Origin of the sequence: Altererythrobacter sp. H2 (assembly GCF_035319885.1) — a bacterium.
In the GTDB taxonomy this organism is placed as follows: domain Bacteria; phylum Pseudomonadota; class Alphaproteobacteria; order Sphingomonadales; family Sphingomonadaceae; genus 34-65-8.
The window spans coordinates 2,643,439-2,669,081 of sequence record NZ_CP141285.1; the positions used below are offsets into that span (position 1 = coordinate 2,643,439).

Annotated in this window: 25 protein-coding genes; 17 read left to right on the plus strand and 8 right to left on the minus strand. The window is 64.1% G+C overall.

Features of this window, described 5'->3' with window-relative positions; translation table 11 throughout:
• Positions 1–151: 151 nt before the first annotated feature.
• The 17 genes from U4960_RS13030 to U4960_RS13110 are packed head-to-tail and all read left to right on the plus strand — an operon-like array spanning position 152 to position 15,809.
• Positions 152–925 (plus strand): SDR family oxidoreductase, encoded by a 774-nt coding sequence (locus U4960_RS13030; RefSeq protein ID WP_324261063.1) that lies wholly within the window; start codon positions 152–154, stop codon positions 923–925.
• The gene (locus U4960_RS13035; RefSeq protein ID WP_324261064.1) at positions 925–1,845 is read left to right on the plus strand and encodes a VOC family protein; all 921 of its coding nucleotides are present in this window, start codon (positions 925–927) and stop codon (positions 1,843–1,845) included. Before U4960_RS13030 ends, U4960_RS13035 begins: the two co-directional genes overlap by 1 nt.
• On the plus strand, positions 1,845–2,729 hold the full coding sequence (locus U4960_RS13040) for a CoA transferase subunit A (RefSeq protein WP_324261065.1): 885 nt from the start codon (positions 1,845–1,847) through the stop codon (positions 2,727–2,729). The genes U4960_RS13035 and U4960_RS13040 overlap by 1 nt, the downstream gene beginning before the upstream one ends.
• Entirely contained in the window at positions 2,729–3,517 is a 789-nt protein-coding gene (locus tag U4960_RS13045) for a CoA-transferase subunit beta (RefSeq protein WP_324261066.1), read from the plus strand. Before U4960_RS13040 ends, U4960_RS13045 begins: the two co-directional genes overlap by 1 nt.
• Positions 3,514–4,416, plus strand: a complete 903-nt coding sequence (locus tag U4960_RS13050) for an enoyl-CoA hydratase (protein ID WP_324261067.1) — start codon at positions 3,514–3,516, stop codon at positions 4,414–4,416. The genes U4960_RS13045 and U4960_RS13050 overlap by 4 nt, the downstream gene beginning before the upstream one ends.
• A 2-nt stretch (positions 4,417–4,418) precedes the next feature.
• On the plus strand, positions 4,419–5,519 hold the full coding sequence (locus tag U4960_RS13055) for an NAD(P)H-dependent flavin oxidoreductase (RefSeq protein WP_324261068.1): 1,101 nt from the start codon (positions 4,419–4,421) through the stop codon (positions 5,517–5,519).
• On the plus strand, positions 5,519–6,274 hold the full coding sequence (locus U4960_RS13060; protein WP_324261069.1) for an enoyl-CoA hydratase family protein: 756 nt from the start codon (positions 5,519–5,521) through the stop codon (positions 6,272–6,274). The genes U4960_RS13055 and U4960_RS13060 overlap by 1 nt, the downstream gene beginning before the upstream one ends.
• 2 nt (positions 6,275–6,276) lie before the next feature.
• Complete coding sequence (locus U4960_RS13065; protein WP_324261070.1) at positions 6,277–7,440, plus strand: acyl-CoA dehydrogenase family protein; 1,164 nt, start codon at positions 6,277–6,279, stop codon at positions 7,438–7,440.
• Entirely contained in the window at positions 7,440–8,372 is a 933-nt protein-coding gene (locus U4960_RS13070; protein ID WP_324261071.1) for an acyl-CoA dehydrogenase family protein, read from the plus strand. Before U4960_RS13065 ends, U4960_RS13070 begins: the two co-directional genes overlap by 1 nt.
• A complete protein-coding gene (locus tag U4960_RS13075; RefSeq protein WP_324261072.1) occupies positions 8,365–9,516 on the plus strand; it encodes an acetyl-CoA C-acetyltransferase in 1,152 nt (383 codons plus the stop codon). The genes U4960_RS13070 and U4960_RS13075 overlap by 8 nt, the downstream gene beginning before the upstream one ends.
• Before the next feature lie 2 nt (positions 9,517–9,518).
• Positions 9,519–10,424 carry an SDR family oxidoreductase gene (locus U4960_RS13080; RefSeq protein ID WP_324261073.1) on the plus strand — a complete coding sequence of 302 codons (906 nt, stop codon included), beginning with the start codon at positions 9,519–9,521 and terminating at the stop codon, positions 10,422–10,424.
• A complete protein-coding gene (locus U4960_RS13085; RefSeq protein ID WP_324261074.1) occupies positions 10,424–11,482 on the plus strand; it encodes an acyl-CoA dehydrogenase family protein in 1,059 nt (352 codons plus the stop codon). The genes U4960_RS13080 and U4960_RS13085 overlap by 1 nt, the downstream gene beginning before the upstream one ends.
• Entirely contained in the window at positions 11,479–12,657 is a 1,179-nt protein-coding gene (locus tag U4960_RS13090; protein WP_324261075.1) for an acyl-CoA dehydrogenase family protein, read from the plus strand. Before U4960_RS13085 ends, U4960_RS13090 begins: the two co-directional genes overlap by 4 nt.
• Positions 12,654–13,436 (plus strand): SDR family oxidoreductase, encoded by a 783-nt coding sequence (locus U4960_RS13095; RefSeq protein WP_324261076.1) that lies wholly within the window; start codon positions 12,654–12,656, stop codon positions 13,434–13,436. The genes U4960_RS13090 and U4960_RS13095 overlap by 4 nt, the downstream gene beginning before the upstream one ends.
• A gap of 2 nt (positions 13,437–13,438) precedes the next feature.
• The gene (locus tag U4960_RS13100; RefSeq protein ID WP_324261077.1) at positions 13,439–13,900 is read left to right on the plus strand and encodes a MaoC family dehydratase; all 462 of its coding nucleotides are present in this window, start codon (positions 13,439–13,441) and stop codon (positions 13,898–13,900) included.
• Positions 13,897–14,277 carry a nuclear transport factor 2 family protein gene (locus tag U4960_RS13105; RefSeq protein ID WP_324261078.1) on the plus strand — a complete coding sequence of 127 codons (381 nt, stop codon included), beginning with the start codon at positions 13,897–13,899 and terminating at the stop codon, positions 14,275–14,277. Before U4960_RS13100 ends, U4960_RS13105 begins: the two co-directional genes overlap by 4 nt.
• A complete protein-coding gene (locus U4960_RS13110) occupies positions 14,274–15,809 on the plus strand; it encodes a FadD3 family acyl-CoA ligase (protein ID WP_324261079.1) in 1,536 nt (511 codons plus the stop codon). The genes U4960_RS13105 and U4960_RS13110 overlap by 4 nt, the downstream gene beginning before the upstream one ends.
• Before the next feature lie 140 nt (positions 15,810–15,949).
• On the opposite strand, the gene U4960_RS13115 is transcribed toward U4960_RS13110, so the two are convergent.
• The 8 genes from U4960_RS13115 to U4960_RS13150 all read right to left on the minus strand — a co-directional run bounded on the left by U4960_RS13115 (position 15,950) and on the right by U4960_RS13150 (position 25,426).
• The gene (locus U4960_RS13115; protein ID WP_324261080.1) at positions 15,950–18,295 is read right to left on the minus strand and encodes a TonB-dependent receptor; all 2,346 of its coding nucleotides are present in this window, start codon (positions 18,293–18,295) and stop codon (positions 15,950–15,952) included.
• Positions 18,296–18,401: 106 nt separating this feature from the next.
• Positions 18,402–19,451 carry a helix-turn-helix domain-containing protein gene (locus tag U4960_RS13120; RefSeq protein WP_324261081.1) on the minus strand — a complete coding sequence of 350 codons (1,050 nt, stop codon included), beginning with the start codon at positions 19,449–19,451 and terminating at the stop codon, positions 18,402–18,404.
• 42 nt (positions 19,452–19,493) lie between these two features.
• Entirely contained in the window at positions 19,494–21,239 is a 1,746-nt protein-coding gene (gene dld / locus U4960_RS13125) for a D-lactate dehydrogenase (RefSeq protein WP_324261082.1), read from the minus strand.
• Complete coding sequence (locus tag U4960_RS13130) at positions 21,139–21,594, minus strand: cupin domain-containing protein (RefSeq protein WP_324261083.1); 456 nt, start codon at positions 21,592–21,594, stop codon at positions 21,139–21,141. The genes dld and U4960_RS13130 overlap by 101 nt, the downstream gene beginning before the upstream one ends.
• 25 nt (positions 21,595–21,619) lie before the next feature.
• Entirely contained in the window at positions 21,620–22,159 is a 540-nt protein-coding gene (gene gloA, locus U4960_RS13135) for a lactoylglutathione lyase (protein ID WP_324261084.1), read from the minus strand.
• A gap of 215 nt (positions 22,160–22,374) precedes the next feature.
• Positions 22,375–23,421, minus strand: coding sequence for a glutathione synthetase (locus U4960_RS13140; protein ID WP_324261085.1), 1,047 nt, complete (start codon positions 23,419–23,421; stop codon positions 22,375–22,377).
• An 8-nt stretch (positions 23,422–23,429) separates the two neighbouring features.
• Positions 23,430–24,638 (minus strand): flavohemoglobin expression-modulating QEGLA motif protein, encoded by a 1,209-nt coding sequence (locus U4960_RS13145; RefSeq protein WP_324261086.1) that lies wholly within the window; start codon positions 24,636–24,638, stop codon positions 23,430–23,432.
• Complete coding sequence (locus U4960_RS13150; RefSeq protein WP_324261087.1) at positions 24,635–25,426, minus strand: N-formylglutamate amidohydrolase; 792 nt, start codon at positions 25,424–25,426, stop codon at positions 24,635–24,637. Before U4960_RS13150 ends, U4960_RS13145 begins: the two co-directional genes overlap by 4 nt.
• Positions 25,427–25,643 lie beyond the last annotated feature (217 nt).

Sequence of the window (25,643 nt, forward strand, 5' to 3'; positions counted from 1 at the left end):
GACTCAGCGGCAAAACCCATGCTTCGTAATTTTTTTTATCGTTTGATACGCAAATCGTCAATTGAAAAGCCCTTTACCTTCCGATAATGCAGTTTTGATAGCGGTGCTGTGCCGCGATTCAGGAATTAAGCCGGGAAGAGGGGTGGCCGAATTGGCCCAAGCGCCAACCATAGACCTGACAGGCCAGGTGGCCCTGGTAACGGGCGGCTCGCGCGGGCTGGGCCGTGCGGTTGCGCTGGCGCTTGCCGGGGCCGGTGCGACCTTGGTGATCTGCGCCCGCAATGCTCCGGCCGATGCCATGCCCGGGATCGACTTCCAGTCCGCCGACGTGCGCGATCCGGACGCCGCGAAAGCGCTGGTTGACGGGATCGTGGCCCGGCACGGGCGGATCGACATCGTGGTCAACAATGCGGGCGGCTCGCCTGCGGTGGCTGCCGCCGAAGCCAGTCCGCGCTTTTCCGAAGCAATTGTCCGGCTCAACCTGCTGGCCCCGCTCTATCTCGCGCAGGCCGCCTATCCGCACATGGCGCGCCTGGGTGGCGGCAACATCATCAACATTGCCAGCGTCTCCGCCATCCGCCCTTCCCCCGGCACCGCTGCCTACGGCGCGGCCAAGGCAGGCCTGCTCAACCTGACGCAAAGCCTGGCGCAGGAATGGGGTCCGCAGGGCGTTCGGGTCAACGCGATCATCGCCGGGCTGATGGCCACGGAAACCGCCGAGGCAACATATGGCGATGCGGCAGCGCAGGAAGCGGTCGGGCGCTCGATGCCGCTGCAGCGGATGGGCACGGGCGAGGATATCGCCGGGGCGGTGCTGTGGTTGTGCTCGCCGTTGGCCAGCTGGGTCAGCGGAGCGCGGATCAATGTCGATGGCGGCGGGGAGCGGCCATTTTTTCTCGATCTTGTCAAAGGGGCTGGGGCCTGATGGGTGTGAAATCGCTTGGTTATGTCGTGGTGGAAACCACGCAGCCGGAAGAATGGGACCGGTTCCTGACCAGGGTTGCCGGGGTGATGCGCGCGCCCGATGCTGCCGACGGCGCTGCGCTGTACCGGGTCGACGAGCGCCCCTTCCGCTTCCGCATCGAGCAGGGAGCCAGCGACCGCCTGGTCGCCCCCGGCTATGAAGTGGACAGCGCAGCAGCATTGGACGATCTGGCGGCACGCATCGCCGCTGCCGGTCGCCCGGCCGAGCACGCAACCGCCGGGGAAGCCGCGCTGCGCGGCGTGGAACGGATGTTCCGCACGGTTGACCCCGCCGGAAACGGCGTCGAGTTCTACTGCGGCGACAGCCGGACCGAGGAGCCCTTCGTCTCCCCGCAGGGCATTTCGCATTTCGTCACCGGCGAACTTGGCATGGGCCATGCGGTGCTCAGTGCCCCGAACTTTGACGAAACGGTGGCGTTTTATTGTGACGTGGTGGGGTTCCGACCGACCGACCTTCCCCGGTTCTATTTCCAGGGCGGGCCGCCGGAAGATTCCGGCATCGGCTTTGCCTTCCTTCATGCCAGCAACGGCCGCCATCACAGCCTCGCCATTGGCGAAGGACCGGTGCCGCCAAGCGGCTGTGTCCACCTGATGCTGGAAATGCCCAGCCTTGTCGAAGTCGGCAAGGCGCATGACCGGATGCGGCGCGAGGGGTTTCCCGAATCCGCTACCCTCGGCCTCCATGTGAACGACGAGATGACCAGCTTCTACGTCCAGACCCCAAGCGGGTTTGACCTGGAGATCGGTTGCGACGGGCTGGTGATCGATCCCGCTACCTGGGAGACGACGCGGCACGAATCGATCAGCGTCTGGGGCCATGTATGGGCGTGGCAGGAAGCCATGCGGAAGGCGGCCGACTGATGGCCGCGCTCGACAAACGCATGACCGCTGCCGGGATCGTCGGCCGCTTGCGCAGCGGGATGACGCTGGGCATCGGCGGCTGGGGCCCCCGGCGCAAGCCCATGGCGCTGGTGCGCGAAATCCTCCGCTCCGACCTGACCGACCTCACCATCGTTTCCTACGGCGGTCCGGATGTCGGGATGCTGTGCGCAGCCGGCAAAGTGAAGAAGCTGGTGTTCGCCTTCGTCTCGATGGACGCGATCCCGCTCGAACCGTGGTTCCGCAAAAGCCGCGAGGCCGGCGCGATCGAGGTGCTCGAACTGGACGAAGGTATGTTCCAGTGGGGGCTCAAGGCTGCTGCGTTCCAGCTGCCGTTCCTGCCCACCCGTGTGGGTCTCGGCACCGATCTCATCGAACTGGGCGGGCTCAGGACCGTGCAGTCCCCCTATGACGATGGCGAAGTGATGGTCGCCATGCCCGCGCTGAAGCTCGACGCGGCCCTGATCCATGTCCAGCGGTGCGACCATCGCGGCAATGTCCAGGCGCTGGGGCCGGACACCTATTACGACGAATGGTTCGCCAAGGCGGCAACCGAATGCTTCGTCTCAGCTGAGGAACTGGTCCCGGCCATGGAAGACGCTTATCCCGAAGATGCCCGCGCCAACCTGTTCGAGCGGTGCTTCGTCACCGGCGTGACCGAGGCGCGTGGCGGTGCCCATCCCACCTCCCTGCCCCCGTCCTATGGCTGGGACATGGGATGGATGAAGCGCTATGCCGCTGCGGCGAAGGATCCCGGGGACTGGAGCGCGGTATCGGCGCAATTTGTCGGCGCGAGCGAGGCGGAATACCTCGCCTCGGTCGGCGGCATCGAGGCGGTAGGGGCACTCCCCCTGCCGATCTTCTGATGGCGACTCTGGCAGAACTGTGCATCGCCGCGGTGGCAGAGGCGTTCCGCACGGACCGCGAACTGGTCGGCACCGGCATCGGACCGATCCCGCGTTTGGGCGTGGGGCTGGCCAAGCTGACCCATTCGCCCGGCCTGATGATGACCGACGGCGAGGCCTTCCTGGTCGAACAGCCGGTGCCGCTCGGCCCGCGCAGCTATGATGACCGCAAGCCGGCCGGCTACCTCCCCTTCAGCCGCTTCTTCGACAGTGCGGTGTGGAGCGGGCGGCGCCATGCAATGGTCACGCCGACTCAGGTCGACCGGTTCGGGCAGACCAACCTCTCGGCGCTGGGCGGCACCCATGCCCAGCCGAAGACCCAGATGCTGGGCGCGCGCGGCTTTCCCGGCAACGGGATCTATCACGCCAATTCGATGTTCATCCCGGCGCATGGCCCCCGCGTGTTCGTGACCGGTGAGGTCGACCGTATCTCCAGCCCCGGCTACAATCCGGCGCGCCGGATCGCAGGCGGGAATTACTCCGCCATCGACCTCAGGCGGATCGTCACCAACCTGTGCGTGATGGACTTCGGCGGGCCGGACAACGCGATCCGGGTCGTCTCGCTCCATCCCGGCGCCACATTCGACGAAGTACAGGCCGCCACCGGCTTCCCGCTGATCGATGCGGTTGCGGGCGAAACGCCCCTCCCCTCTGCCGAACAGCTCGACATCATCGCTGCGCTCGATCCGCACGGCATCCGTCACACCGTTCTGCCCGAGAACCCGCCTGCCCAGAGGAGCACGCCATGAGCGACGCCATCGTTCCCAAGGTTGACCAGCCGCCGGTCTACGAGACTGACGAGCCGGTGCTCTATGCTGCTGCCGACGGCGTGGCGCGGATCACACTGAACCGCCCGCAGTTCCACAATGTGCAGAACAGCCAGATGACCTATGCGCTGGACGACGCATTCCAGCGCGCCGTCAATGACGATGACGTGAAGGTCATCGTGCTGAAGTCCGACGCCAAGCACTTCACCGCCGGGCACGACATCGGCAGCCCCGGGCGGGACTTCCATTCGAGCTTCGAGCGGCGCCTGATGTGGTACGACCATGCCAACAAGGGCGGCGCGGAAAAGGCCTATATCCGCGAGCAGGAAGTCTACCTCGGCATGTGCAAGCGGTGGCGGGCGATCCCCAAGCCGACCATCGCGCAGGTCCACGGCGCCTGCATCGCGGGCGGTTTGATGCTGGCCTGGGTGTGCGACCTGATCATCGCCAGCGACGATGCCTTCTTCCAGGACCCGGTCCTCCAGATGGGCTTCCCCGGGGTCGAGTATTTCGCCCACGCGCATGAGCTCAACCCGCGCATCGCCAAGGAATTCCTGTTCCTCGGCGAGCGGATGAGCGCCGAAAGGGCCTATCAGATGGGCATGGTCAACCGGGTGGTCCCGCGCGCCGATCTGGAGGCAGAAGTGGCCCGGGTGGCGGGCCGCATCGCCGAGCAGCCGCGCCTTGCGCTGCAACTCGCCAAGCAGGCAGTCAACCACATGGAAACGCTGGCGGGCAAGGAAGCGGGCATCGACGCCAGCTTCGGCTATCACCACTTTGCGCACGCCAACAACCAACTGGTTTCCGGCGACTACATCGCCGGTTTCAGCGGCAAGTCGATGGCCGAAAAGAACAAAGAGCGCGAGGCGGACAAGGGCTGATCATGGCAGCCTTGCCCCCCTCCCCCTTGGCGACGCCGCTGACCGAATTACTCGGTTGCCGCCTGCCGGTGATCCAGACCGCGATGGGCTGGATCGCCACGCCGCAGCTGGTGGCAGCGAGCAGCAATGCGGGTGCCTTCGGGTTCCTGGCAGGCGCGGTGATGCAACCGGGCGAACTGGCGGCAGCGATCGAGGAAACCGGCCGGCTCACCCCGCACCGGTTCGGGGTCAACTTCCACAGCTTCCAGCCGGGAGCACGCGAGATTGTCGAGGTGATCCTCGCCCATGCCGACCGGGTGCGTGCGGTCAGCTTCGGGCGCGGACCGGATGCCGGGATGATCGCCCGCTTCCGGGAGGCCGGGATCGTCTGCATCCCTACCGTGGGTGCGGTGAAGCACGCCGAAAAGATGGTTGCCCTGGGTTGCGAGGCAATCACCGTCCAGGGCGGCGAAGGCGGCGGGCACACCGGCGCGGTCGCCACGACCGTGCTGCTGCCGCAGGTGCTGGATGCGGTTTCCGTTCCGGCTGCGGCGGCGGGCGGATTTGCCGACGGGCGCGGCCTTGCGGCTGCACTTGCCTACGGCGCGAGCGGCATTGCCATGGGCAGCCGCTTCATGATGACCAGCGACAGCCCGGTGCCCGATGCGGTCAAGGCGGCCTATGCCAGCGCTGGCACGCAGGACATTTTCGTCACCAGCAAGATCGACGGCATTCCGCAGCGCATGATTCGCAATCCCATGCTCGACCGGATCGAGGCTGGCGGTGCGCTGGCAAAATGGCGGCGCGGGATGCTCGCAGCCGTCGCCATGAAGCGCGCCACCGGAGCAAGCTGGGGCGAACTGCTCGCCGCTGCGCGCGGGATGACCAGCCATGGCGAGATGTCGCTGCCCGAAGCCATGCTCGCCGCCGCCGCGCCGGTGCTGCTGCAGAAGGCGGTGGTGGACGGCGATGCAATCGGCGGCCTGATGGCGTCGGGCCAAGTCGCAGGGCGTCTGACCGACCTTCCAAGCTGCGCGGACCTGCTCAATCATATCGAGGCGCAGGCGCTGGAGCGGATTGCCGCGCTCGTCCCCGCCACAACCTCACTCAAGGGAGCGGCCTGATGCCGATCACCACCACCATCTCCGACCGGATCGCCGAAATCGTATTCGACGTGCCCCCGGTCAACGCCTTCGACAGTGAAACCTGGCTTTCGATCCCCGACATGATCACCGCCGTCGCGCGCAATCCCGACGTCAACTGCGTTCTAATCCGCGCTGCGGAGGTATCGCGCGGGTTTTGCGGCGGGGTCGATATCAAGGAAATGCAGGCGCATCCGGAGCGCATCACGCTGCTCAACCGGGGCAATTACCTGACCTTCAAGGCGATCCGCGATGCCGAAGTGCCGGTGGTGAGCGCGGTCCACAAGTTCGTGATCGGCGGCGGCATCGGGATCTGCGGCGCGAGCGACACGATCATCGCCGCCGACGATGCCTATTTCAGCCTGCCCGAAGTCGATCGCGGCGCGATGGGCGGGGCCAGCCACCTCTCGCGGATGTTGCCGCTGCACAAGGTGCGCGCGGCCTTCTTCACCGGCGGCAATATTCCTGCGGAAGAAGCCTATCGCCTTGGCGCAGTCGAGAAAGTCCTCTCGCGCGCCGATCTGGTGGCCGAAGCACGGGCCTTCTGCGCGGTGATCGCCTCCAAGAGCCGCAAGGCGCTGGTGATTGCGAAGGAGGCGCTCAACGGCCTCGAACCGCGCGATGTCGACCGCGGTTATCGCTGGGAACAGGGCTTCACGCTCGAAATGTACATGCACGAGGACAGCCAAAGAAGCCGCGATGCCTTTGTCGAGACCGGCAAGGCAGCAGAGTTCTGATCATGCAGCTGGCTTACACCCCGCAGCAGCAGGCGTTCCGCGCCGAGGTCCGCACCTGGCTGGCCGGGCATGTCCCCGCCGATCCTCTGCTGACGCTTGAGTGCGAGGAAGGCTACCACCAGCATGTCGCGTGGGAACGGCAGCTTGCCAGCGGCAACTGGGGCATGGTCACCTGGCCGGAAGCCTACGGCGGGCGCGGCCTCGACCTGATCGAATGGCTGATCTTCGAAGAGGAATACTGGGGCGCAGGCGCACCCCTGCGGGTCAACCAGAACGGCATCTTCCTGCTCGGCCCAACGATCATGGAATATGGCACCCCGGAACAGAAAGAGCGTTTCCTGACCCCGATGGCGGCCGGCGAAAAGATCTGGGCGCAGGCCTGGTCCGAACCCGGTGCCGGGAGCGACATGGCGGCGATCAAGACGACAGCCTTCCGGGATGGTGACCACTACGTCATCAACGGGCAGAAGACCTGGTCCAGCCGGGCCAGCTTTGCCGACTGGGGCTTTGGCCTGTTCCGCACGGAGGAAGGCAGCCAGCGCCACAAGGGGCTGTCGTTCATCCTGTTCGATCTCGACACCCCCGGCGTGACCCGCCGCCCGATCCGCCAGCTGCACGGCCACCCCGGATTTGCCGAACTGTTCTTCGACGATGTGCGCGTACCGGTGGAAAACCGCCTGGCCGGGGAAGGCGAAGGCTGGAAGGTTGCCATGGCCACTGCCGGGTTCGAGCGCGGGCTGATGCTCCGTTCGCCGGGTCGCTTCCAGGCAACTGCCCGGCGGCTGATCGAGCTGTTCCGCCAGCATGAGCGCGAAGCCTCACCTTCTGCGCGCGAGGCGGTTGCGCGGGCGTGGATGGATACGCAGGCCTATGCCTACAACACTTATGCGGTGGCCGCGAAGATCATGGCCGGTGGCAGCATTGGCGCCGAAGCCAGCCTCAACAAGATCTTCTGGTCGGAACTCGACCGCGCCATGCACCGCACCGCCATGCACCTGCTGGGCGCGGCGGCGGAGCTGCGCCAGTTCGCCGATGGCCGGATGAACGACTGGCTCGAAGGCTACATGTTCTCGCTGTCAGGGCCGATCTACGCCGGATCGAACGAGATCCAGCGCAACATCACCGCCGAGCGGCTGCTCGATATGCCCCGGGTAGGAGCAGGCTGATGGATATGCTGATTGCTCCCGAACGGCTCGAACTCGCCGAAGCCGTGCGCGATTTCCTGTCCGGCACCCATGGCCCCGAGGTTCTCCGGCGGCTCGACGCTGGTCCGAACCGCGATCCCGCCATCTGGCAGGGACTGGTCGAGATGGGCCTTACCGGTCTGCTGGTGCCCCAAGACCATGGCGGGCTGGGTATGGGCCTGCTCGATGCCGCCCTGATAGCGCGCGAATGCGGCCGGGTGGCGCTCGCGGAGCCGCTGGTGGAGAGCGCCTTCGTCGCGGTGCCGTGGCTCGTCGCGAATGGCCGAACGGAGGATCTGGCGGCGATTGCCGCAGGTGGGCGGAAGGTCGCACCCGCGCACCAATTGAACGGCTGGGTTGCGGATGGGGAAGGTGCGGCGCTCGACAGCATCGACCCGCTGCGCAACCTGACGGCCCTGCCCGCCACCGCCAGTAACGATCCGCTGCTGCTCGACCTCGGCGCGCTGATGGCCGCCGCGCAGCTGGTCGGGCTGGCCGAGGCCATGCTCGACCAGGCGGTCGAATACTCGAAGATCCGCACCCAGTTCGGCCAGCCGGTCGGCGGCTTCCAGGCAATCAAGCACAAGCTGGCCGATGTTGCGGTGGCGCTCGAATTCGCCCGCCCCGTTCTGTGGCGCGCGGCGCAGGCGCTGGATGACGCCATTGAAAGCGCCAGCCTGCACGTCAGCCATGCCAAGGTCGCCGCGACCGACGCGGCCTATCTCTCCGCCGAGAGCGCAATCCAGGTGCACGGGGCGATGGGCTACACCTACGAAGTCGATCTGCATTTCTGGATGAAGCGAGGCTGGGCGCTCAGCGGCGCATGGGGCAGCCACGCCTATCACCTGCGTCACATCGACGCCGCAATCATCGGCGGCACGCACCCAATTGGCCCGGAGAACACCTTTGCCTGAAGCCTATATCATTGACGCCGTGCGCAGCCCGATGGGCCGCAAGAAGGGCTCACTTGCCGCGCTCCATCCGGCTGACCTTGCCGCGCATCCGATCCGCGAACTGTTCGCCCGCAATGACATCGATCCGGCCCTGGTCGACGACTGCGTCTGGGGATGCTGTGACACCATTGGCCCGCAGGCGGGCGATATTGGCCGCACCGCATGGCTGGTGGCGGGCCTGCCGCAGCACGTGCCCGGCACCACGGTTGACCGCCAGTGCGGATCGAGCCAGCAGGCCGTCCATTTCGCGGCCCAAGGCGTGATGAGCGGCACGCAGGACCTGGTCGTCGCGGGCGGCAGCCAGGCGATGAACGCCATTCCCATTTCCGCCGCGATGTTCGCCGGGCAGCCTTATGGCTTCGACAACCCGTTCAATACCTCGCCCGGTTGGGTCGCGCGCTATGGCGACGGCTTGCTGAACCAGATCGCATCGGCACAGATGATCGCCGACAAGTGGGGCGTGAGCCGTGAGGACATGGAAATGTTCGCGGTCGCCTCCCACGCCCGGGCACAGGCCGCGACCGACAGCGGCGCCTTCGCCCGCGAGATCGCCCCGCTCGAAGGGCTGGCGCAGGACGAAACCATCCGCCCCGGCACTACGATGGAAGGGCTCGCCGCCCTGAACCCGGTCGGCGGCGAAGGCACCATCACCGCCGGGGTCGCCAGCCAGAACTGCGACGGCTCTGCCGCGCTGCTGTTTGCCGGGGAGCAGGCGGTCAAGGACCACGGCCTGACCCCGCGTGCGCGCATTCACCACCTCACTGTCCGCGCCGACGACCCGGTGTGGATGCTGACCGCGCCGATCCCCGCCACCCGCCATGCGCTGGCCAAGGCCGGGATGACCGTGGACGATATCGACCTGTTCGAATGCAACGAGGCCTTCGCATCCGTGCCGCTGGCATGGATGAAGGAGCTCGGCATCCCGCATGACAAGGTGAACGTGCGCGGCGGGGCAATTGCGCTCGGCCACCCGCTTGGCGGCACCGGCGCGCGGCTGATGACCACCCTGCTCCATGCGCTGGAGGACACCGGCGGCCGCTATGGCCTGCAGACCATGTGCGAAGGCGGCGGACAGGCCAACGTGACGATTATCGAGAGGCTTTGACTATGGGTATCTGCGAAGGACGGACCGTCATCGTGACCGGGGCGGCACGCGGGCTGGGCCGCGCCTATGCGCTGGCCTTTGCCGCCGAAGGCGCGCAAGTGGTGGTCAACGACATCGGCACTTCGCTCGGCGGAGAAGGGCGCGACACCAGCGCGGCGGACGGCGTGGTCGAGGAAATCCGCGCCGCTGGCGGGCAGGCTGTCGCGAACTACGACGATGTCACCGACTGGGTTGCTGCCGGGCGGATCGTCGAGGCTGCGATCAGCGCATTTGGCGACCTGCACGTGGTGGTCAACAACGCCGGGATCGTGCGCGACCGGATGTTCGTTTCCGCCACGCTGGAGGAATGGGACGCGACCATGCACGTCCACCTGCGCGGGCATTTCTGCATCAGCCGCCACGCGGTCAACTACTGGCGCGCCAAGCAGAAGGACGGGCGCGATCCCGATGCGCGGATCATCAACACCACCAGCGGCGCAGGGCTGCAGGGCTCGATCGCGCAGGCGGCCTATTCCACGGCCAAGGGCGGCATCGCTTCGCTCACCCTGGTGCAGGCGGCAGAACTGGGCCGCTACGGCATTACCGCCAACGCGCTTGCCCCCTCGGCCCGCACCCGCATGACCGAGCAGGCCTTTGCCGACAAGATGGCGACCGAAAGCCAGGCGTTCGACGTGATGGACCCGGCCAATATCGCGCCGACGGTGGTGTGGCTCGGCAGCAGCGAGAGCCGCGAGGTGACCGGCTGCGTGTTCGAACTCGAAGGCGGCAAGATCATGCTGGAAGACGGCTGGCGCGAGGGACCATTCGTCGATCTCGGCGCGCAGTGGGAGCCGGGCAAGGTCGGCGAAGCAGTAGGGGCACTGCTGGAACAGCGGGTGCCGCCACGCAAGGTCTGGGGGACGGCATAATGGATTTCGCCTTCACTGACGAACAGGTGATGATCGCCGAAACCGCCAGGGCCTTCTTCACCGAGAATGCCACCAGCGAGCGGACCCGCGCGGCCATGGCCGCGGACGGGATCGATCAGGCGCTGTGGCAGGCCTTCTGTCAGGAGCTTGGTCTGTCCGGGATCGGTATTCCCGAAGCCGCAGGCGGCGCCGGTCTCGGGCTGGTCGAGCTTGCCATCATCGCGGAGGCAGCAGGCGCGCAGGTCGCGGCTCTGCCGCTGCTGGGATCGTTGGCGCTGTGTGCGCAGGCGATTGCGGCCGGCGGAAGTGCCGGACAGCAGGAACAGTACCTGCCCGGCCTGCTCTCTGGCGAAGTGATCGCGGGCTATGTCCATGACGCGGCGCTCAAGGCAGATGGCGATGCGCTCACGGGCGAGGCAGGTTTCGTCGCCCATGGCGGCTCCGCCGGGCTCATGGTCGTGACCAGCAACACCGGGGCATGGCTGGTTGCGGCGGACGCGCCGGGCGTGACCGTCACGCCGCTCACCACCATGGACCAGACCCGTCCCTTTGCCCGTGTCACACTTGATGGTGCACAAGGCGAACCTCTGGCTGATCCGGCCGCGGCCATCGCCGCGGCTCATCGTGCCGGATTCGTGACTGTCGCCGCCGAGGGGCTTGGCGTGGCCCAGGCCGCGCTTGACCGCACGGTCGCCTATGCCCGCGAGCGGGTCCAGTTCGGCCGCCCGATCGGCTCGTTCCAGGCCTACAAGCACCGCCTGGCAGACATGGTGGTGGAGATCGAGCAGGCCCGCAGCGCGGTCTACTGGGCCGCTTGTGCGGTCGACGAGGGATCGGACGAAGCAGGCCTCGCCGTTCACGCCGCCAAGTCCTTCGCCGCCGACACCGCGTTCAAGTGCGCAGGCGACATGATCCAGCTCCACGGCGGGATCGGCTTCACCTGGGAGCACGACGCGCACCTCTATTTCAAGCGCGCGCGGGCGCTCCAGTCCATTCTCGGTTCGGGCAACTGGCACCGCGAACAGGTTGCCGCGATGATCCTTGGAGAAGCAGCATGAGGCTCGGGTTCAGTCAGGCGGAAGAGGATTTCCGCGCCGAATGTGCCGACTGGCTCAATGCCCAGATGGCCGGTGAATTCGCCGACATCAAAGGCATCACCACGCTCACCGAAAAGGCCGAGCGGCGCAAGGAGTGGGAGCAGCACCTCGGCGCCAATGGCTGGGGCTGCATCGGCTGGCCGAAGGAATGGGGCGGGCGCGATGCGACGCTGGCCGAGCAGGTCATCTTCGCCGAGGAATATGCCCGCGCCGGGGTTCCGGGCCGGGTGAACCACATCGGCATCGAACTGGCCGGGCCGACCCTGCTGGCGCTCGGCACGGAAGAACAGAAGCGCCGCTTCCTGCCGGACATTGCGGCGGGCAAGACGATCTTCTGCCAGGGCTTTTCCGAACCGGGCGCCGGATCGGACCTCGCCAGCGTGCGCACCAAGGCGCGGCTGGAGGGCGATGAATGGGTGGTCGAAGGCCAGAAGATCTGGACCAGCCTCGCCCATATCTCCGACTGGATCTTCGTCGTCGCGCGCAGCGAGGAAGGCTCGAAAGGCCCCAAGGGTCTGACCTTCCTGATGATGGAACTGGGCCAGCCCGGCATCGAAATCCGCCCGATCCGCCAGATCAACGGCGATGCCGAATTCAACGAGACGTTCTTCGACGGCGCGCGTTGCCCGGCCGACAGCCTGATCGGCGCGGTGGGCGATGGCTGGCGGGTGGCGATGACGTTGCTCAGCTTCGAGCGGGGGGTTTCCACCCTCGGCCAGCAGATGGCGTTCCGCAACGAGCTGGACGGGATCATCGCGGCGGCAAAAGCCAACGGCACCGCCAATGACCCGCTGGTCCGCCAGCGCATCGCCAGGGCAGAAATCGGCTTGCAACTGATGCGCTACGGTGCGCTGCGGATGCTGTCGAACACCGATCACAGCAAGGTCGACGGCGCGGCCCTGACCTACAAGATCCAGTGGGCGACCTGGCGCCGCAACCTGGGTGAGCTGGCGATGGACGTGCTGGGGCAGGCGGCGGAAGTCACCGACAATCCCGAATACGAATGGGACATGCTGCCCAACCTGTTCCTCTATTCCCGCGCCGACACGATCTATGGCGGGACCAACCAGATCCAGCGCAACCTGATTGCGGAAAGAGGGCTTGGAATGCCCCGCGAACCGCGAGGTGACGCATGAGCCTCAATCCAGTCTACCCCCCGCCCCGCAATCTGCTGGCCGGCAAGACAGTGGTGGTCACCGCCGCCGCTGGCACCGGCATCGGCTTTGCCGTGGCCAAGCGTGCCGCCGAGGAAGGTGCGCAGGTGCTGATCTCCGACTTCCACGAGCGCCGTCTTGGCGAAGCGGCAGACCGGATCGCGGCCGAAGTCGGGTGCGAGCGGCCTGCCACCTGCCTGTGCGATGTCACCCAGCAAGACCAGGTCGATGCCCTGCGCGATGCTGCGCTGGCCAGCCTTGGCCATGTCGATGTCCTGATCAACAACGCCGGGCTCGGCGGGGAAGTGCCGGTCACCGATATGACCGACGAGCAATGGCACCGCGTGCTCGATGTCACGCTCACCAGCGTGTTCCGCATGACCCGCGCTTTCCTGCCGCACATGCAGCAGCGGCAGACCGGCGCCATCGTCAACAACGCCTCGGTGCTAGGCTGGCGGGCGCAGAAGGGGCAGGCGCACTATGCCGCCGCCAAGGCCGGGGTCATGGCCTTCACCCGCTGTTCGGCGGTGGAGGCGGCCGAATTCGGGGTGCGGATCAATGCGGTCGCGCCGAGTATCGCGATGCATGCCTTCCTCGCCAAGGTCACGACAGACGACCTGCTGGCCGAGCTGTCCGCGCGCGAAGCCTTCGGCCGCCCGGCCGAGGTGTGGGAAGTGGCCAATGCCATGATCTTCCTCGCCAGCGACCTCGCCAGCTACATGACCGGGGAAGTGCTCTCGGTTTCCAGCCAGAGGGCCTGAGCATGACCAGGGTTTTCGACACACCGCACGATCTGATCGGCAGCGAGAGCACTGTGCTCGGCCCGTCCGACTGGCTGGTGATTGCGCAGGACCGGGTCGACGGTTTCGCCGAAGTGACCGAGGACCGGCAGTGGATCCATGTCGATGCCGAACGCGCCAAGGACGGCCCGTTCGGCGGGACCATCGCCCACGGCTATCTGACCATGAGCCTGGTCAACCACTTCCTGCCGCAGCTGATCGAAGTCCGCGGGTTCAGCCATGCGGTCAACGTGGGGGCAGACCGGCTCCGCTTCCTCAACCCGGTCCGGGTGGGTGCGCGCATTCGCGGCACCGGAGAGATCGTATCGGTCGAGACAATCAAGGGCGCGATCCAGTCGGTCGTCCGGGTGACAGTGGAGATCGACGGCGAGCACAAGCCCGCCTGCGTGGTCGACACCATCAGCCGCTATTACCCGGATGCATGACCATGGCGACAGCGGACCAGATGGTGGCGGCGGTGCAGGCCTATATCAACAGCTACAACGCCGGCGATCTGAACGGCATCGTGAACGTGTTCGCCGCCGATGCCACGGTCGAGGATCCGGTCGGCACCCCGGTAAAGCGGGGGCATGACGAACTGCGCGCGTTCTTCCACGTCGGTGTGGAGGCCGGGGCCAGACTGTTCCTGGACGGGCCGGTCCGCTGCGCTGACTGCTTCGCCGCTTTCCCGTTCCATGTCGAACTGACCTGGGACGGCGCGGTGACCCGGATCGACGTGATCGACGTGTTCCAATTCGACGGTGGCGGCAAAGTCACGGCGATGAAAGCCTATTTCGGCCCCGGCAACATGGGGCCTGCATGAGCGCCCTGCCCCCCACCATTCCCCACGCGGCCGAGGCCGCCGCGCGCCGCTGGCCAGACCGCCTGGCGCTGGTCGAGGGTGAGGACCGGCGCACGTTCGCCGAGCTATGGCAGGAATGCCGCACGGCAGCCTCCGCCCTGCTGGAACGCGGTGTCACCACCGGTGACCGGATCGCGATCTGGGCACCCAACCGGCGCGAATGGGTGGTGGCTGCGGTCGCTGCACAAACTTGCGGGGCGGCTATCGTTCCGCTCAACACCCGGCTCAAGGGCCGCGAGGCGGGCGACATCCTGCGCCGCACCCGCGCGCGCATCCTGTTCACGGTCAGCGGCTTCCTCGACATCGACTACCCAGCCCTGCTGGCCGGCGAGGACTTGCCGTATCTTGGCGAGACGGTCCTGCTTGACCGGGACTGGGGCGCATTCCTGGCCAGCGGCACCGGCCCCGACGATACGCGCATCGATGCGCAGCTTGCCACGCTCACCCCCGATCACCTGTCCGACGTGATGTTCACCAGCGGCACCACCGGCGTGCCCAAGGGCGTGCTGATGACCCACGGGCGCATCCTGCCGCAGGTGGGCGTGTGGATCGGCAACACCGGCCTCGGCGAGGGCGAACGCTACCTGATTGCCAACCCGTTCTTCCACAGCTTCGGCATGAAGGTCGGCTGGGTCGCCTGCCTGCTCGCTGGCGCGGTGATGGTTCCCATGCCGCAGTTCGACGTGGCCGAGGCTGCGCGCCTGATCGCACAGGAACGGATCGCCTTCCTGCCCGGCCCGCCGACCATCTTCCAGATGTTGCTGGCCGAACGCGAGCGTGCGCCGTTCGACTGTTCATCGCTGCGGGGCGGCACCACCGGAGCGGCAACCGTGCCCCCCGTGCTGATCGAACGCATCCGCAACGAGCTTGGCATGAGTGACATCATCACTGCCTACGGGATGACCGAATGCGTCAACATCACTTCTTGCCGGCCCGGCGATCCCGTCGAACTGATAGCCGGCACCTGCGGCGCTGCCATTCCGGGTAACGAAGTGATCATCGCCGACGAGGCCGGCAGCGAGCTGCCACGCGGAGAAACCGGTGAGATCCTGGTCCGCGGCATCGGCGTGATGCAGGGTTACCTCGACGACCCGGAAGCCACCGCCGAGGCAATCGACGCCGAGGGCTGGCTCCACACCGGCGACGTCGGAACGATGGACCAGGCCGGTTACCTCCGCATCACTGACCGCATGAAGGACATGTTCATCTCCGGCGGATTCAACGTCTACCCCGCCGAGGTCGAAAAGCTCCTCTCGGCCCACCCGGCGGTCGGCATGGTTGCGGTCATCGGGGTTCCGGATGAGCGCATGGGGGAAGTCGGCAAGGCTTTCGTGGTCAGACGGCCTGGTGGAACTGTTGAAGCGGCCGAGCTGCTCGCCTGGGCTCGCGCCAACATGGCCAACTACAAGGTGCCGCGACACTTGGTCTTTCTGAGTGAACTTCCCAGAAATGCCGCCGGCAAGGTCACCAAGATTGATCTGAAGGGCAACTGAAGCAGTAAACCGCCCCCATCCCGAAAGATGGCGACTGGCCAGGACAGCCCGGCCTTCCATAACCCGCAAACCGATTCCGGTCTGCCGCGATGGCCTTTCAGAAAAATCGCGCGATTTAACCCTCGGTAGCTGGCGTCCGGCTACTCCGCAGACCGGAATGCGGGCCCGGAACGGTGCAGCAATCGGGGGCGTCTGGGATGGCCGTTGACGGTGCACCTGCTCTGCCAGAGCCCTAAAGCGTAGAGGACCGAGCCTATCACCCGGCGGACCTGACCTAGCGTTCCGATGACGATATTGCCCGGTTCCCCGGGGTTGAGCCCGCCTGCAAAATTGGGGAATTCCTGCACATCGTTGAAATAGCGCTTGTCGAACAGGTTCTCGACCGTGAACCCGGCTTTCAGCGGACCGAATTCAACCCCGGCGGAAAGGTCCGCCACAAAGTAGGCCGGGTTCCTGAAGATCGGATAGGCATCGCCGGGCGTATCGAAGAACTGGGCATTGGTGGTGCTTGCTCCCTTGTAGCGCCCTTGGGCTCGCAAGAAGAATTCACCGGCGCCGAGGCTCCCGTCATAATCCAGTGCTCCGCTGGCGCTGAATTTGGAGACGTTGGGCGGCTGAAAACCGGAAAGATCACGGCCGGTGACCGGGGACACGACACCATCATCCCATGCGGCGTCGATCCAGCCTGCTCCACCTGACATGGTGAACCCTTCGGCCAGCGCCCAGGTGAAATCGAACTCGATGCCCTTCTGCGTTGAATCGCCCACGTTGACGACGCCTTCGACAAACCCGCCGGTTGCCGGGTCCAGCGCCTGAAGTTCGAACTGGCGGTCACGGTAGTCGATGTAGAAAGCGGCAATTGTGAAGACCAGGGCGTCGTCCAGAAGACGCCCCTTGTAGCCGATTTCAATCTGGTCTGCGGTTTCCTTATCGTAGCCGAGGAGCGTGCCTGCGCCCGTGAGATTGGTCAGCGAGAAGTCGGCCGGCTCGAAGCCTTGCGACACGTTGATGTAGACCAGCGATGTCTCATCCGGGTTTGACCATGATAACGAGGCTCGGCCCAGAACCACTGTTTCCTCGGCAACCCCTGAAAGCCCGGTATCGAGATTGGCCCGGCGGGAACTTGTCCGGTCGATCCGCAGCCCTCCCCCGAGTTCGAAACCGCTGCCCAGTTCATAGGAGGCGTTGACAAAGCCGGCGATCTGCTCGCGCTTGCGGCGGCTGATTTCGAATGGGACCTCAGCCAGCACGATGTCGTCTTGCTGGCTCAGCGGATCACAAGTGCCGGGATCAAGGTAACAGAATGCCTCGCGGATGATCAGAACACTGTCGAGATCGCGGTCAACCTTCGAATAATACCCCCCGATCTGCCAGACGAACGGCCCGGAATCGTCCGATGACAGACGCAGTTCCTGCGTGAATGCGGTGAAATCCTCAGGCCGAAACAGATCGAGGACAAATTCCGGAAGGATGTCGAGATCGGTTTCCCGGCGGGACTGTGTCTCGGACCACGACGTGATCGACTGGATGGCCATATCGCCCACCGGGATGTCGATATGGCCAGTCAGGCCGAAGGTCTCCCGCTTGTTGCGCGGGTTGTAGCTGGTATCCACCAGACGGCTGTAGTTGAAATTGCCGTCCAGTTCCCGGATCCAGGGATCATTCGGAGCATCCAGTTCGTTGTAGCGCGCGGTCAGATAGATTTCCGCCCCGTCCAGATCGCCATAAAGCGCCATCCGCGCGCCGAATTGCTCCCGCTTCCCGTTATTCTCGCTGGCATCAGCCCGGCGTCCGTTCTGCCGGGGCGTGCGCGGATTGATGAGAAAACCGTCGTCAGTTTCGGCATAACCGAACAGTTTCATCGCCCAGCTTTCGCCCAGCGGCAGGTTCAATTCGACCTGGCCATCGTAGTAACTGTCGCTGCCCGCACGAACTGAGACCTCGCCATAGAACTGGCCAGGGTCAGGGCGCTTGGTGACAAACTTGACTGCCCCGCCAATGTTCGAGCCGCCATAGAGGATGCCTTGTGGGCCCTTCAGCACCTCGATCCGTTCCAGATCGCCGAACCGCGAAGACGCGTCGGCATAGAGCTGGACGTCATCCAGATAGAAACCGACGCCCTGAGTGTTTCCGAAGCCGCCCAGGCCACGCACGGTAACGTTGGGAAAACCGTCGGTGCGGGTGCTCAGCTGCAAGTTGGGCACCGCAAGTCCGACGTCATCAATGTCCTGGATGTTGGCGCGCTCAAGCTGAGCCTCGCCGAATGCGGTGACTGTTTCCGGAACCTCGAGGGTAGACTCCTCCCGCTTGCGGGCGGTCACGATGATGATGATGCCCGGATTGGATTCGGCGCGCCCTGCCTCCGCATCTGCCATCTGTGCCAGTGCCGGGGCCGCCGGAGCGAGTGCAAGCAACGGCAGCGCCGTCGCGCTTCGAAGTGCCCAGAGCGGCTGCGTGCGGCAACGCGGTGCGATCGTGCGTGACATGGTTCTCTCCCTGACCGTGTTTAGGGAGAGAATGGCGCATTGACGCCGGTCGCGCTGCACAGTGCGTGCAATCTGGCGAGCGCAAAAGTGAAGGATAGCGCAGACCTTAATGGGTCGAAATGGCTTGAGTGCGCAGTTCACTCGGTGTCATGCCGAATTCGAGCCGACATTTGCGGCCGAAATGGGCGACGCTGGAAAAACCCCAGGAGAAGGCAATGTCGGTAATGCTCCGGTGGGCGAAGGCCGGATTAACCAGGTCGCGACGGCACCCTTCCAGACGTTGTCCAACCACATAACGCCACGGCGTGCAGGCATCGGCCTCGAACAGCCAATGGAGGTAGCGTAGCGAGATCCGGCATTCCGCTGCAATGTCATTGAGATTCAGCTCCGGATCGCGCAGCCGCCGCAGGATCCGCGATTTGACCAGTTCGAGTTGTGCAAGCCGGTGGTTGCCCTCGGAGGGCCGGGCCGGGATCGGCGCAACAAGCATGGCAATTGCAGCCTCAATCAGCGCATTGTAGCGCATGGGGCTGTGGGAATAGTCGATCCGAGAGATTGACCGCACATAGTCGGCCAACAGCTCTGTGCCAGGTTCACCGCCGCGAAGATGACGTGGGAGTTCCCGCCAGTCGGTCGGTATCCAGTCCTTGAGGCGCTGCAGAGGCATTACCAGCGACAGCTTGTGGAGCGGTTCGAGAACTTCGAACTGCATCGGTTGGGTGTTGTCCCAGACGAAGATATCGCCCGAACTCAGCATTGCTTCCTGGTCACCCAGACGCATGTATTCACGCCCCGACAATACAAGCTGGATGGTCAGTTGCTCCTGATCGACGTCCTGCGTGTCACGACGCGAACGGTTGGCTCCGCAGGGGTCGCAACGACAATCAACCAGAGCGATGCCAGGCAAGGTCTGCAGCCGGATGTCTGCCGCAAACTGCTGCTGGGACGGCTGGTTCGCCTGCCACTTGCCGAAAGTTCGGTTCAGTTTGTCGACCCAATCGTCGTAGTTCTCGGCAAGAGTTCGCGATGCACCTGATGCAGACGCAAAAGCGGCGTCAACCTTATGAGCCATGGCATCCTCCCGCAATTCGTCCGGCATTTCTGTCAACCAGGCCCCCGGGAGGAAGCCGATGCCGAACGAATCGTCGGCGGACATTGTGCGCGCAATTCCGGCCTTCGGCAAATCGCAGCCCTCACATCACGCCCAATTGCGCATCCTGGACGTGCCCCCGATGCCAGGGTTAAGCGAATTGGTCGGATCAAGCTGGCGGTAGAAATCGACAACGTGGGGCGGTGCTTTGTAGAGGTGACCAAAGTTGTGTTCCGCAGGCATCTGGCCGCCCAGAGCCTCGACAAGTGTTTTGACATCTGCCTCGAATGCACAGCGTTCGACCCCCGGTTTGAGCAGAAAATCGCAATGGAAAACGTGGCACAGGAAGTGCCCGTAATCAGCGCGCAGCTTGACCTGAGCGGCAAGTGCAGGCGGCAGTTCAAGCCTGAAATCGCGCCTGTTGCGCGGGAGAGCAATATCGAGCGCAGCCAGGTCGCCTCCATCGGCCAGAAGGTCGCGGCACCGTACTCCCGCCCCCGCCACGGCAAAGCGCACCCGCATGGCTGCAGCAGCCTCCGATGGATCCAGTTCCGTCACCACGAGGTTTGGGCTGTGCGATTCCAGAAGCGCGCGCACCGGTCCGATCGCTTCGTCAACTGCCGTCAAAAGAAGGACATGTTCATAGCTGGCAAACAGTCCGCGCAAACGCCGCGGCAATGGATGGGGCGCCACGCGTGACAAGAGGTGCGCCAGCCTGTGGGTGGCATGCTTGCCGATGGCGGTACCCAGGCGCCGCTGCAGCCGGAGCACCTTCGGCATGGCCCCGGCTCCGAACAGTTGCAGCAGCACGGTCACGTCGTTTCCGTATGCAAGCGCCAGCGAAGTCGCGTCGCGATGAAGATATTCGCACTGCTTCGGCAATGGCACTCCCGGATCAAGAAGCGCCCGGCGGAGGTCGGCCAAGGCGTCGCCCTGATCAGTCGCGACAATGAAGGTCAGTTCCTTGTTTGGTAAGGAAAACGTCGGGACGCGTACGGCGAACACAATCACCTTGCCGGCGCTCCCGGAGGCATCACGGAGACCGCGGGGATCGGCGTTGTAACGCGCCGGGCTCGGCTCCTCCACTTGCCTGACATGGTGCTCGTAATGCGAGACTGGTTTCTGTCGGCGCGGAATCTCGGGGAATGTGCCAGCCTCAACAGCGCGCAGCACCGATTCCGGTTCGCCATCGAGCGCGATCCCGAGGCGATTGATCAGTTCCAGCGAACCATCACTACGAATGCGCGCGAACAAGGCCTCGTCGGTAAAGGCCGGGCCGCGTTCGACCAGCGCCCCGCCCGAGTTGTTGCAAATACCCCCGACGACCGAGGCGCCAATGCAGCTTGATCCGATCACAGAATGGGGTGCGCGGCCAAACCGGGAAATTGCAGTTTCCAGCTCGGTCAGCGTGCTCCCGGCAAGACAAATCGCTTCTTCACCATTGGCAATCGGGTGAACACCGCCAAGCCGCTCGGTCGAGATGACCACGACCGGTCGATCATACGCGCCGTCAGGGGTCGAGCCACCCGTGAGGCCGGTGTTGGCTGCCTGGACAATGATGATTGCACCATGTCGCGCGCAGCAGACGGCGCACTGCCATAGTTCGACCAGGCTGCCGGGCAGCGCGACCGCCGCTGCCCGACCGGACCCGTGACGGTAACCAGTGGTATACTGGCCTACGCGCGCATCATCGTGCAGTACGTGCGCGGCCCCGACGACGGCACGCAGGGCCCGCCGCAATGGTTCGTCCGGGTCAGGCAGCCTGCGATGCCTCCCACGCCGCCTGGGCAACGTCCCAGGTAACGAGCGCCAGGGTCTGCCCCCCCGGCTCGTTGACGAACTGCAAAGGGCCAAGGAAAGTCATGTAGAACTCGGAGTCCTCAGGAAAATAGGTCTTGCCATGGAACGCACTGGTCGCCTCGTAACCATAGGCCGGCGCGACAACGGTGTCGCCGCCATCATCAGTACCGCCGCGCACCTCCATCCGGCCCTTGGTGAGATAATATTCACCCGGCCCGATGTGATGATGACTGTTGAACGAGGACCCTGCCGGACAATCGAACACCGCGGCCCATGATCCGAGCTCAGGCGCCACGTTGAGGAGTTTCCAGCGTATCCCCCCTTCGCTCAGCGCGTCCGGGAAAGGGACCCAGGCGACCTTGTCGAGTTCCACGGCGCGGCATTCTGCCGGCGAAAAGCTGCGATTCATTTCTCCACTCCCTTCCAGTGCCAGTTCAGGAAACCGATGCGACTACACCGGCGATATTGCTGCTGCTCAGGATTTCGATCCAGTATCCGTCCGGGTCCTTGATAAAGGCGATGCCCTTCATCTTGCCATCATCCGGGTGCTTGACGAACTCCACGCCCAGTTGTTCGAACCGCGTACAGGCTGCCTCGACGTCGGGGACGCAAAAGCCGATATGACCAAAGCCCTGTGGAGAGGAATTGCCATCGTGATAGACGGGGCCTGACTGGTTTTCAGTACCCCAGTTATGGGTCAGTTCGAGCATGGCGGGCTGCCCGAAAGCGTGCACGAAGCGCCCATCGTCGGTGGTCGGATAATCGGCCGGCCCATCGATATACCCCATGAAGTACAGCGTGAATGAAAAAGCCTCGAACGGGATGGCCTTCACCAGCTGCATACCCATGACATCGCGGTAGAATGCCACCGAGACCGCAGGATCCTTTACCCGCAGCATAGTCTGATTGAAGACGTAGCCGCGCGTCTCTTTCGCTGGCTCGCGATAGCATTCGTCAAGTGAGCTGGTCTGCATGGGCGGGAGGATAGCGCGCTGTCGTCGCGGTTCTCGCGTCTGGGTGCAGACAGATGCGACCAAACGCGCAATTTGATCGCATGACCCGTTCGTCCACGAGCCGTCCATATCCTGCCCTCGCCGCCAATTTGCGCAATCTTGTCCGCTTTCAGGCGGCCATTTTCCAGTCGGCTTCGGCCAAGATTGGGGCGCAAGCCAGGTGGGATCGCATATTCCTAGATGATTGCGAGATGCCGATTGCTGAAGTCGTGCGGATAATCGGCCTTCGCTTTCACCTTTCGCTCGACCGCTGCGATGATCGGCTCCGAGAAGTCGACCCCCGCCATTTCGGAACAGCTCACGAGGTTACCGGGAGAGAAGACGTTCACTTCGAGAATCTTGTCGCCCACAATGTCAATGCCCACGAGGAACATCCCATCGGCGATAAGCTTGGGACGTATCAATTCAGCAACTTTTAGTTCGCGATCCGTGATCTCGACTGCTCTGGCTTTGCCTCCGGCATGAATGTTCGAGCGAATATCGTCCTTGGCTTGTTCGCGGCGAAGAGCGCAATACCTGTCATCGATTGCCAGCGGATGTCCATTAAGCATGAAAAGGCGGATGTCGCCTTTCTTCGCAGCGTCGACATATTCCTGCGCGATAACGTAGCCGTCGCGTTGGATCGCTTCGATCATCTGGTTAAGGTTCGATCTGTTGCCAGAGTCCACCTTGAACACTCCCGACCCGCCCGAACCCTGCAATGGCTTGAGGATAATCTGATCCTTGTGCTTCTTGGCGAACGCCTTGATGTCGTCCGGGTATCGGGTGATGATCGTTTCAGCACGAACCTCAGCCGGGAAACTTTGGAAGTAGAGCTTGTTCGTTGCCCGGCCCAGGCTGTCGGGATCATTGAGCACGATTACCCCTCGCTTGACTGCCTCACGACCGAAAAGGATGCCACTCTCAGCCGCCCACGGTCGTTCTTGTGCGTCGTTTGCGGGGTCATTTCGGAGCAGGACGACGTCAATCTGCGACATGTCGATCTTTTCCCGCTTTGTCTTGTCGGACCGGAGAACCTTGAAGAACTCGTGGTGATCTTTGGATTTGCCTTTGGGGACTGAACGGACGTGCGCCTGGAGTGTTTCGTCAGACTCAAGCACCCAGTCGTCAGGGGTCACATAGAACACCTCGTGCCCACGCTGGCGCGCCTGCCATGCCAGCAGCGTTGTGGCGTAATTCGCAAATTCGGTCGCGAGGTCGTTGACAAAGAAGGCGATGCGCATCGGATATTTTACTCCGCGTCGAAAAGACGTTCGATTGATGGGGTTTTGGCATAAGTATCGATGCGCTTGAGGGCGCTTTCCCGCAGCATGAACTCAGGTGTCAGGCGCGCACCGTGAAGCAGCCCGCTTTCGCACAGTTGTTCGATCACGGGCACGTGGACCATAGCGATTTTTGCGCCCCAGAATGGGTCCAGGGCACCGCCGTCAGCAACCCATTCCATCACCCGGAAAAACCCGCGCAGGTAGATCGCGTCCTTAGCGAGCCCACCCGAACGATATACCCGCGCGGTAACCCCGAACGCGCGCCGGGGGCGAATGCCGCACTCGTGATGAAGCAGCCGGTAGCACTCCACGAAGTCAGCGCCCGCCAGCATGGCGTGCACCGCGACCACGCGTCCGGCGAGCAGCCGAAGGCGCGGGGCCGTAAGCCCCCCGACTGCCCATTCAGCGAACACCCCAAGGCCTTCTTGGACTTCCTCGTACCCGGCGAGACCGGTCGAAAAAATGGAAAGTCCCTGCTGCGCGCCATTGAACCCAGTGACCAGGTGGACGCTGACTTCGTGGCACAGCAGCGGATCGACCCGGCGCTCGCTGACCTTCGCGGACTCGTCGATCATCAGCTTCGGGTAGGAAACGAGCATGCCCGCGATGTCATTGCGGATTTCGATTACTGGAGCGAACTCCGGCGCCTGTGCGTGATAGTGCCCGATCAGCACCTCGGCCCGGTGTCTGATTTCTCGGGCGCCGACCGTCTGCTGCTTCCCCCGATGCGGAAGTGCGACGGCAAGGATTTGCCTCGCCGCCGCGAGCAATTCCTCCGACACTGAGCCGTAGAGTCCTTGCGAGTATTCCTTGAAGCTCGCCTCACCGCGGCTTTCAAGCATATGCAGCTGTGCATCGAGTTCGCGTCGCTTCTCGAGCAGTAATCCTTCGACAAGCGGCTCGTGTAGCTGTCCGAAGTCGATCTTCTGCAAACGGTGGCGGAGCGCAACGGGGTCGAAGCCAAGCGGGCGATAGGCGAATTCGGGAGCCGTGTCTGCGTGCCCCTTGAGAAACGCGACCATCGCTTCGTTGGTGTTGATGGGCGAGATCGCGAGCAGGAAGTCAAACGTGCCGGCAACATCGTTGATCTGCGCATCGGCGCTGTTGCACGACGCTATCAGGGCTTCGTGGTCGCGGTGTGCAGGGACCGGATTGCGGGAAGCGTGAGTGCTCATCCCCGTTCAAGCACGGTCTTGGCAGTCTGGGCGACGTGCGTCAGGAGGCCTCGCATCGCCGATAAGGCCCGATGATCGGGCTCGCCGGTCCACTCGTCCATGTAGAATTTCTTGAATTCGAGCGCGATTGCGCAGGCCCTGCCCGGATAGCGGTCGTGGACGAAGCGCGTTTGCTCTCCTCGGCCTTCGAACGCGACATTCTCGCGCACGTCCAGCTTCCGGCCAGCGAAGTCGTAATTACGCATTGCGTCCATCAGGGGGTCGAGGAGGAAGCCCCATTCGGCACGCGGCATCGAGATCGTCCCGATATTGATGTCGGGTGCTTCTTCTTGCGGTGTAGGGGCGGCGTTGGCCCCGCCACGGCGGTGGTTGTAGCTATGCACATCCAGTAGCACGAACTTGTCGTGGCGGGACGCTACGCTGTCCAGGACTGCGGCGATATGCGCATAGTACGCGTCATAGTAGGCGAGAGCCTCCTGGCAGACCGCGTCGGATGGTTCGGTCTGCCAAACGCGCAGACCCCAACTCTGCTCAGGTTTGCGATAGATCGCGGTGTTGCGGGCGCGGTTAAGGTCGATCTCGAAGCGTGATCTGCAAGCCACTGTGTATGTTGGCAGATCTTTGAGCGCCTCGCCGGTAAATGGATCTTCCTCGCGCAATCGCTCCGCATCATCGAGCGACATCTCGGCAAGTGCGGCCTTTCCGACGTGGTGACCATCGTGAATTGCGGTTGCAACCACCGGCCCTGCACCGCGTCGATGAAACCACCACCCATCTTGATTTTCCATTCCTGCAATACCTTTCAGAAATGGGTTTGTTCCTCGGCAAATCTTCCTTTTGTTGGCAGGAGCCAGAGCTCGGCGCGTTTTAGAGCCTGTCCGCGAGTTCAGATGGAACAGGATTCCGTCCAGTCGAGCAGCCCCGGCGTCACTAGAAGTCCCCCGCCGAGCCGTGCGAGATCGTTTTCCGCGCCAACTTACAGATCTTGGATGAAGCCCGGAACAA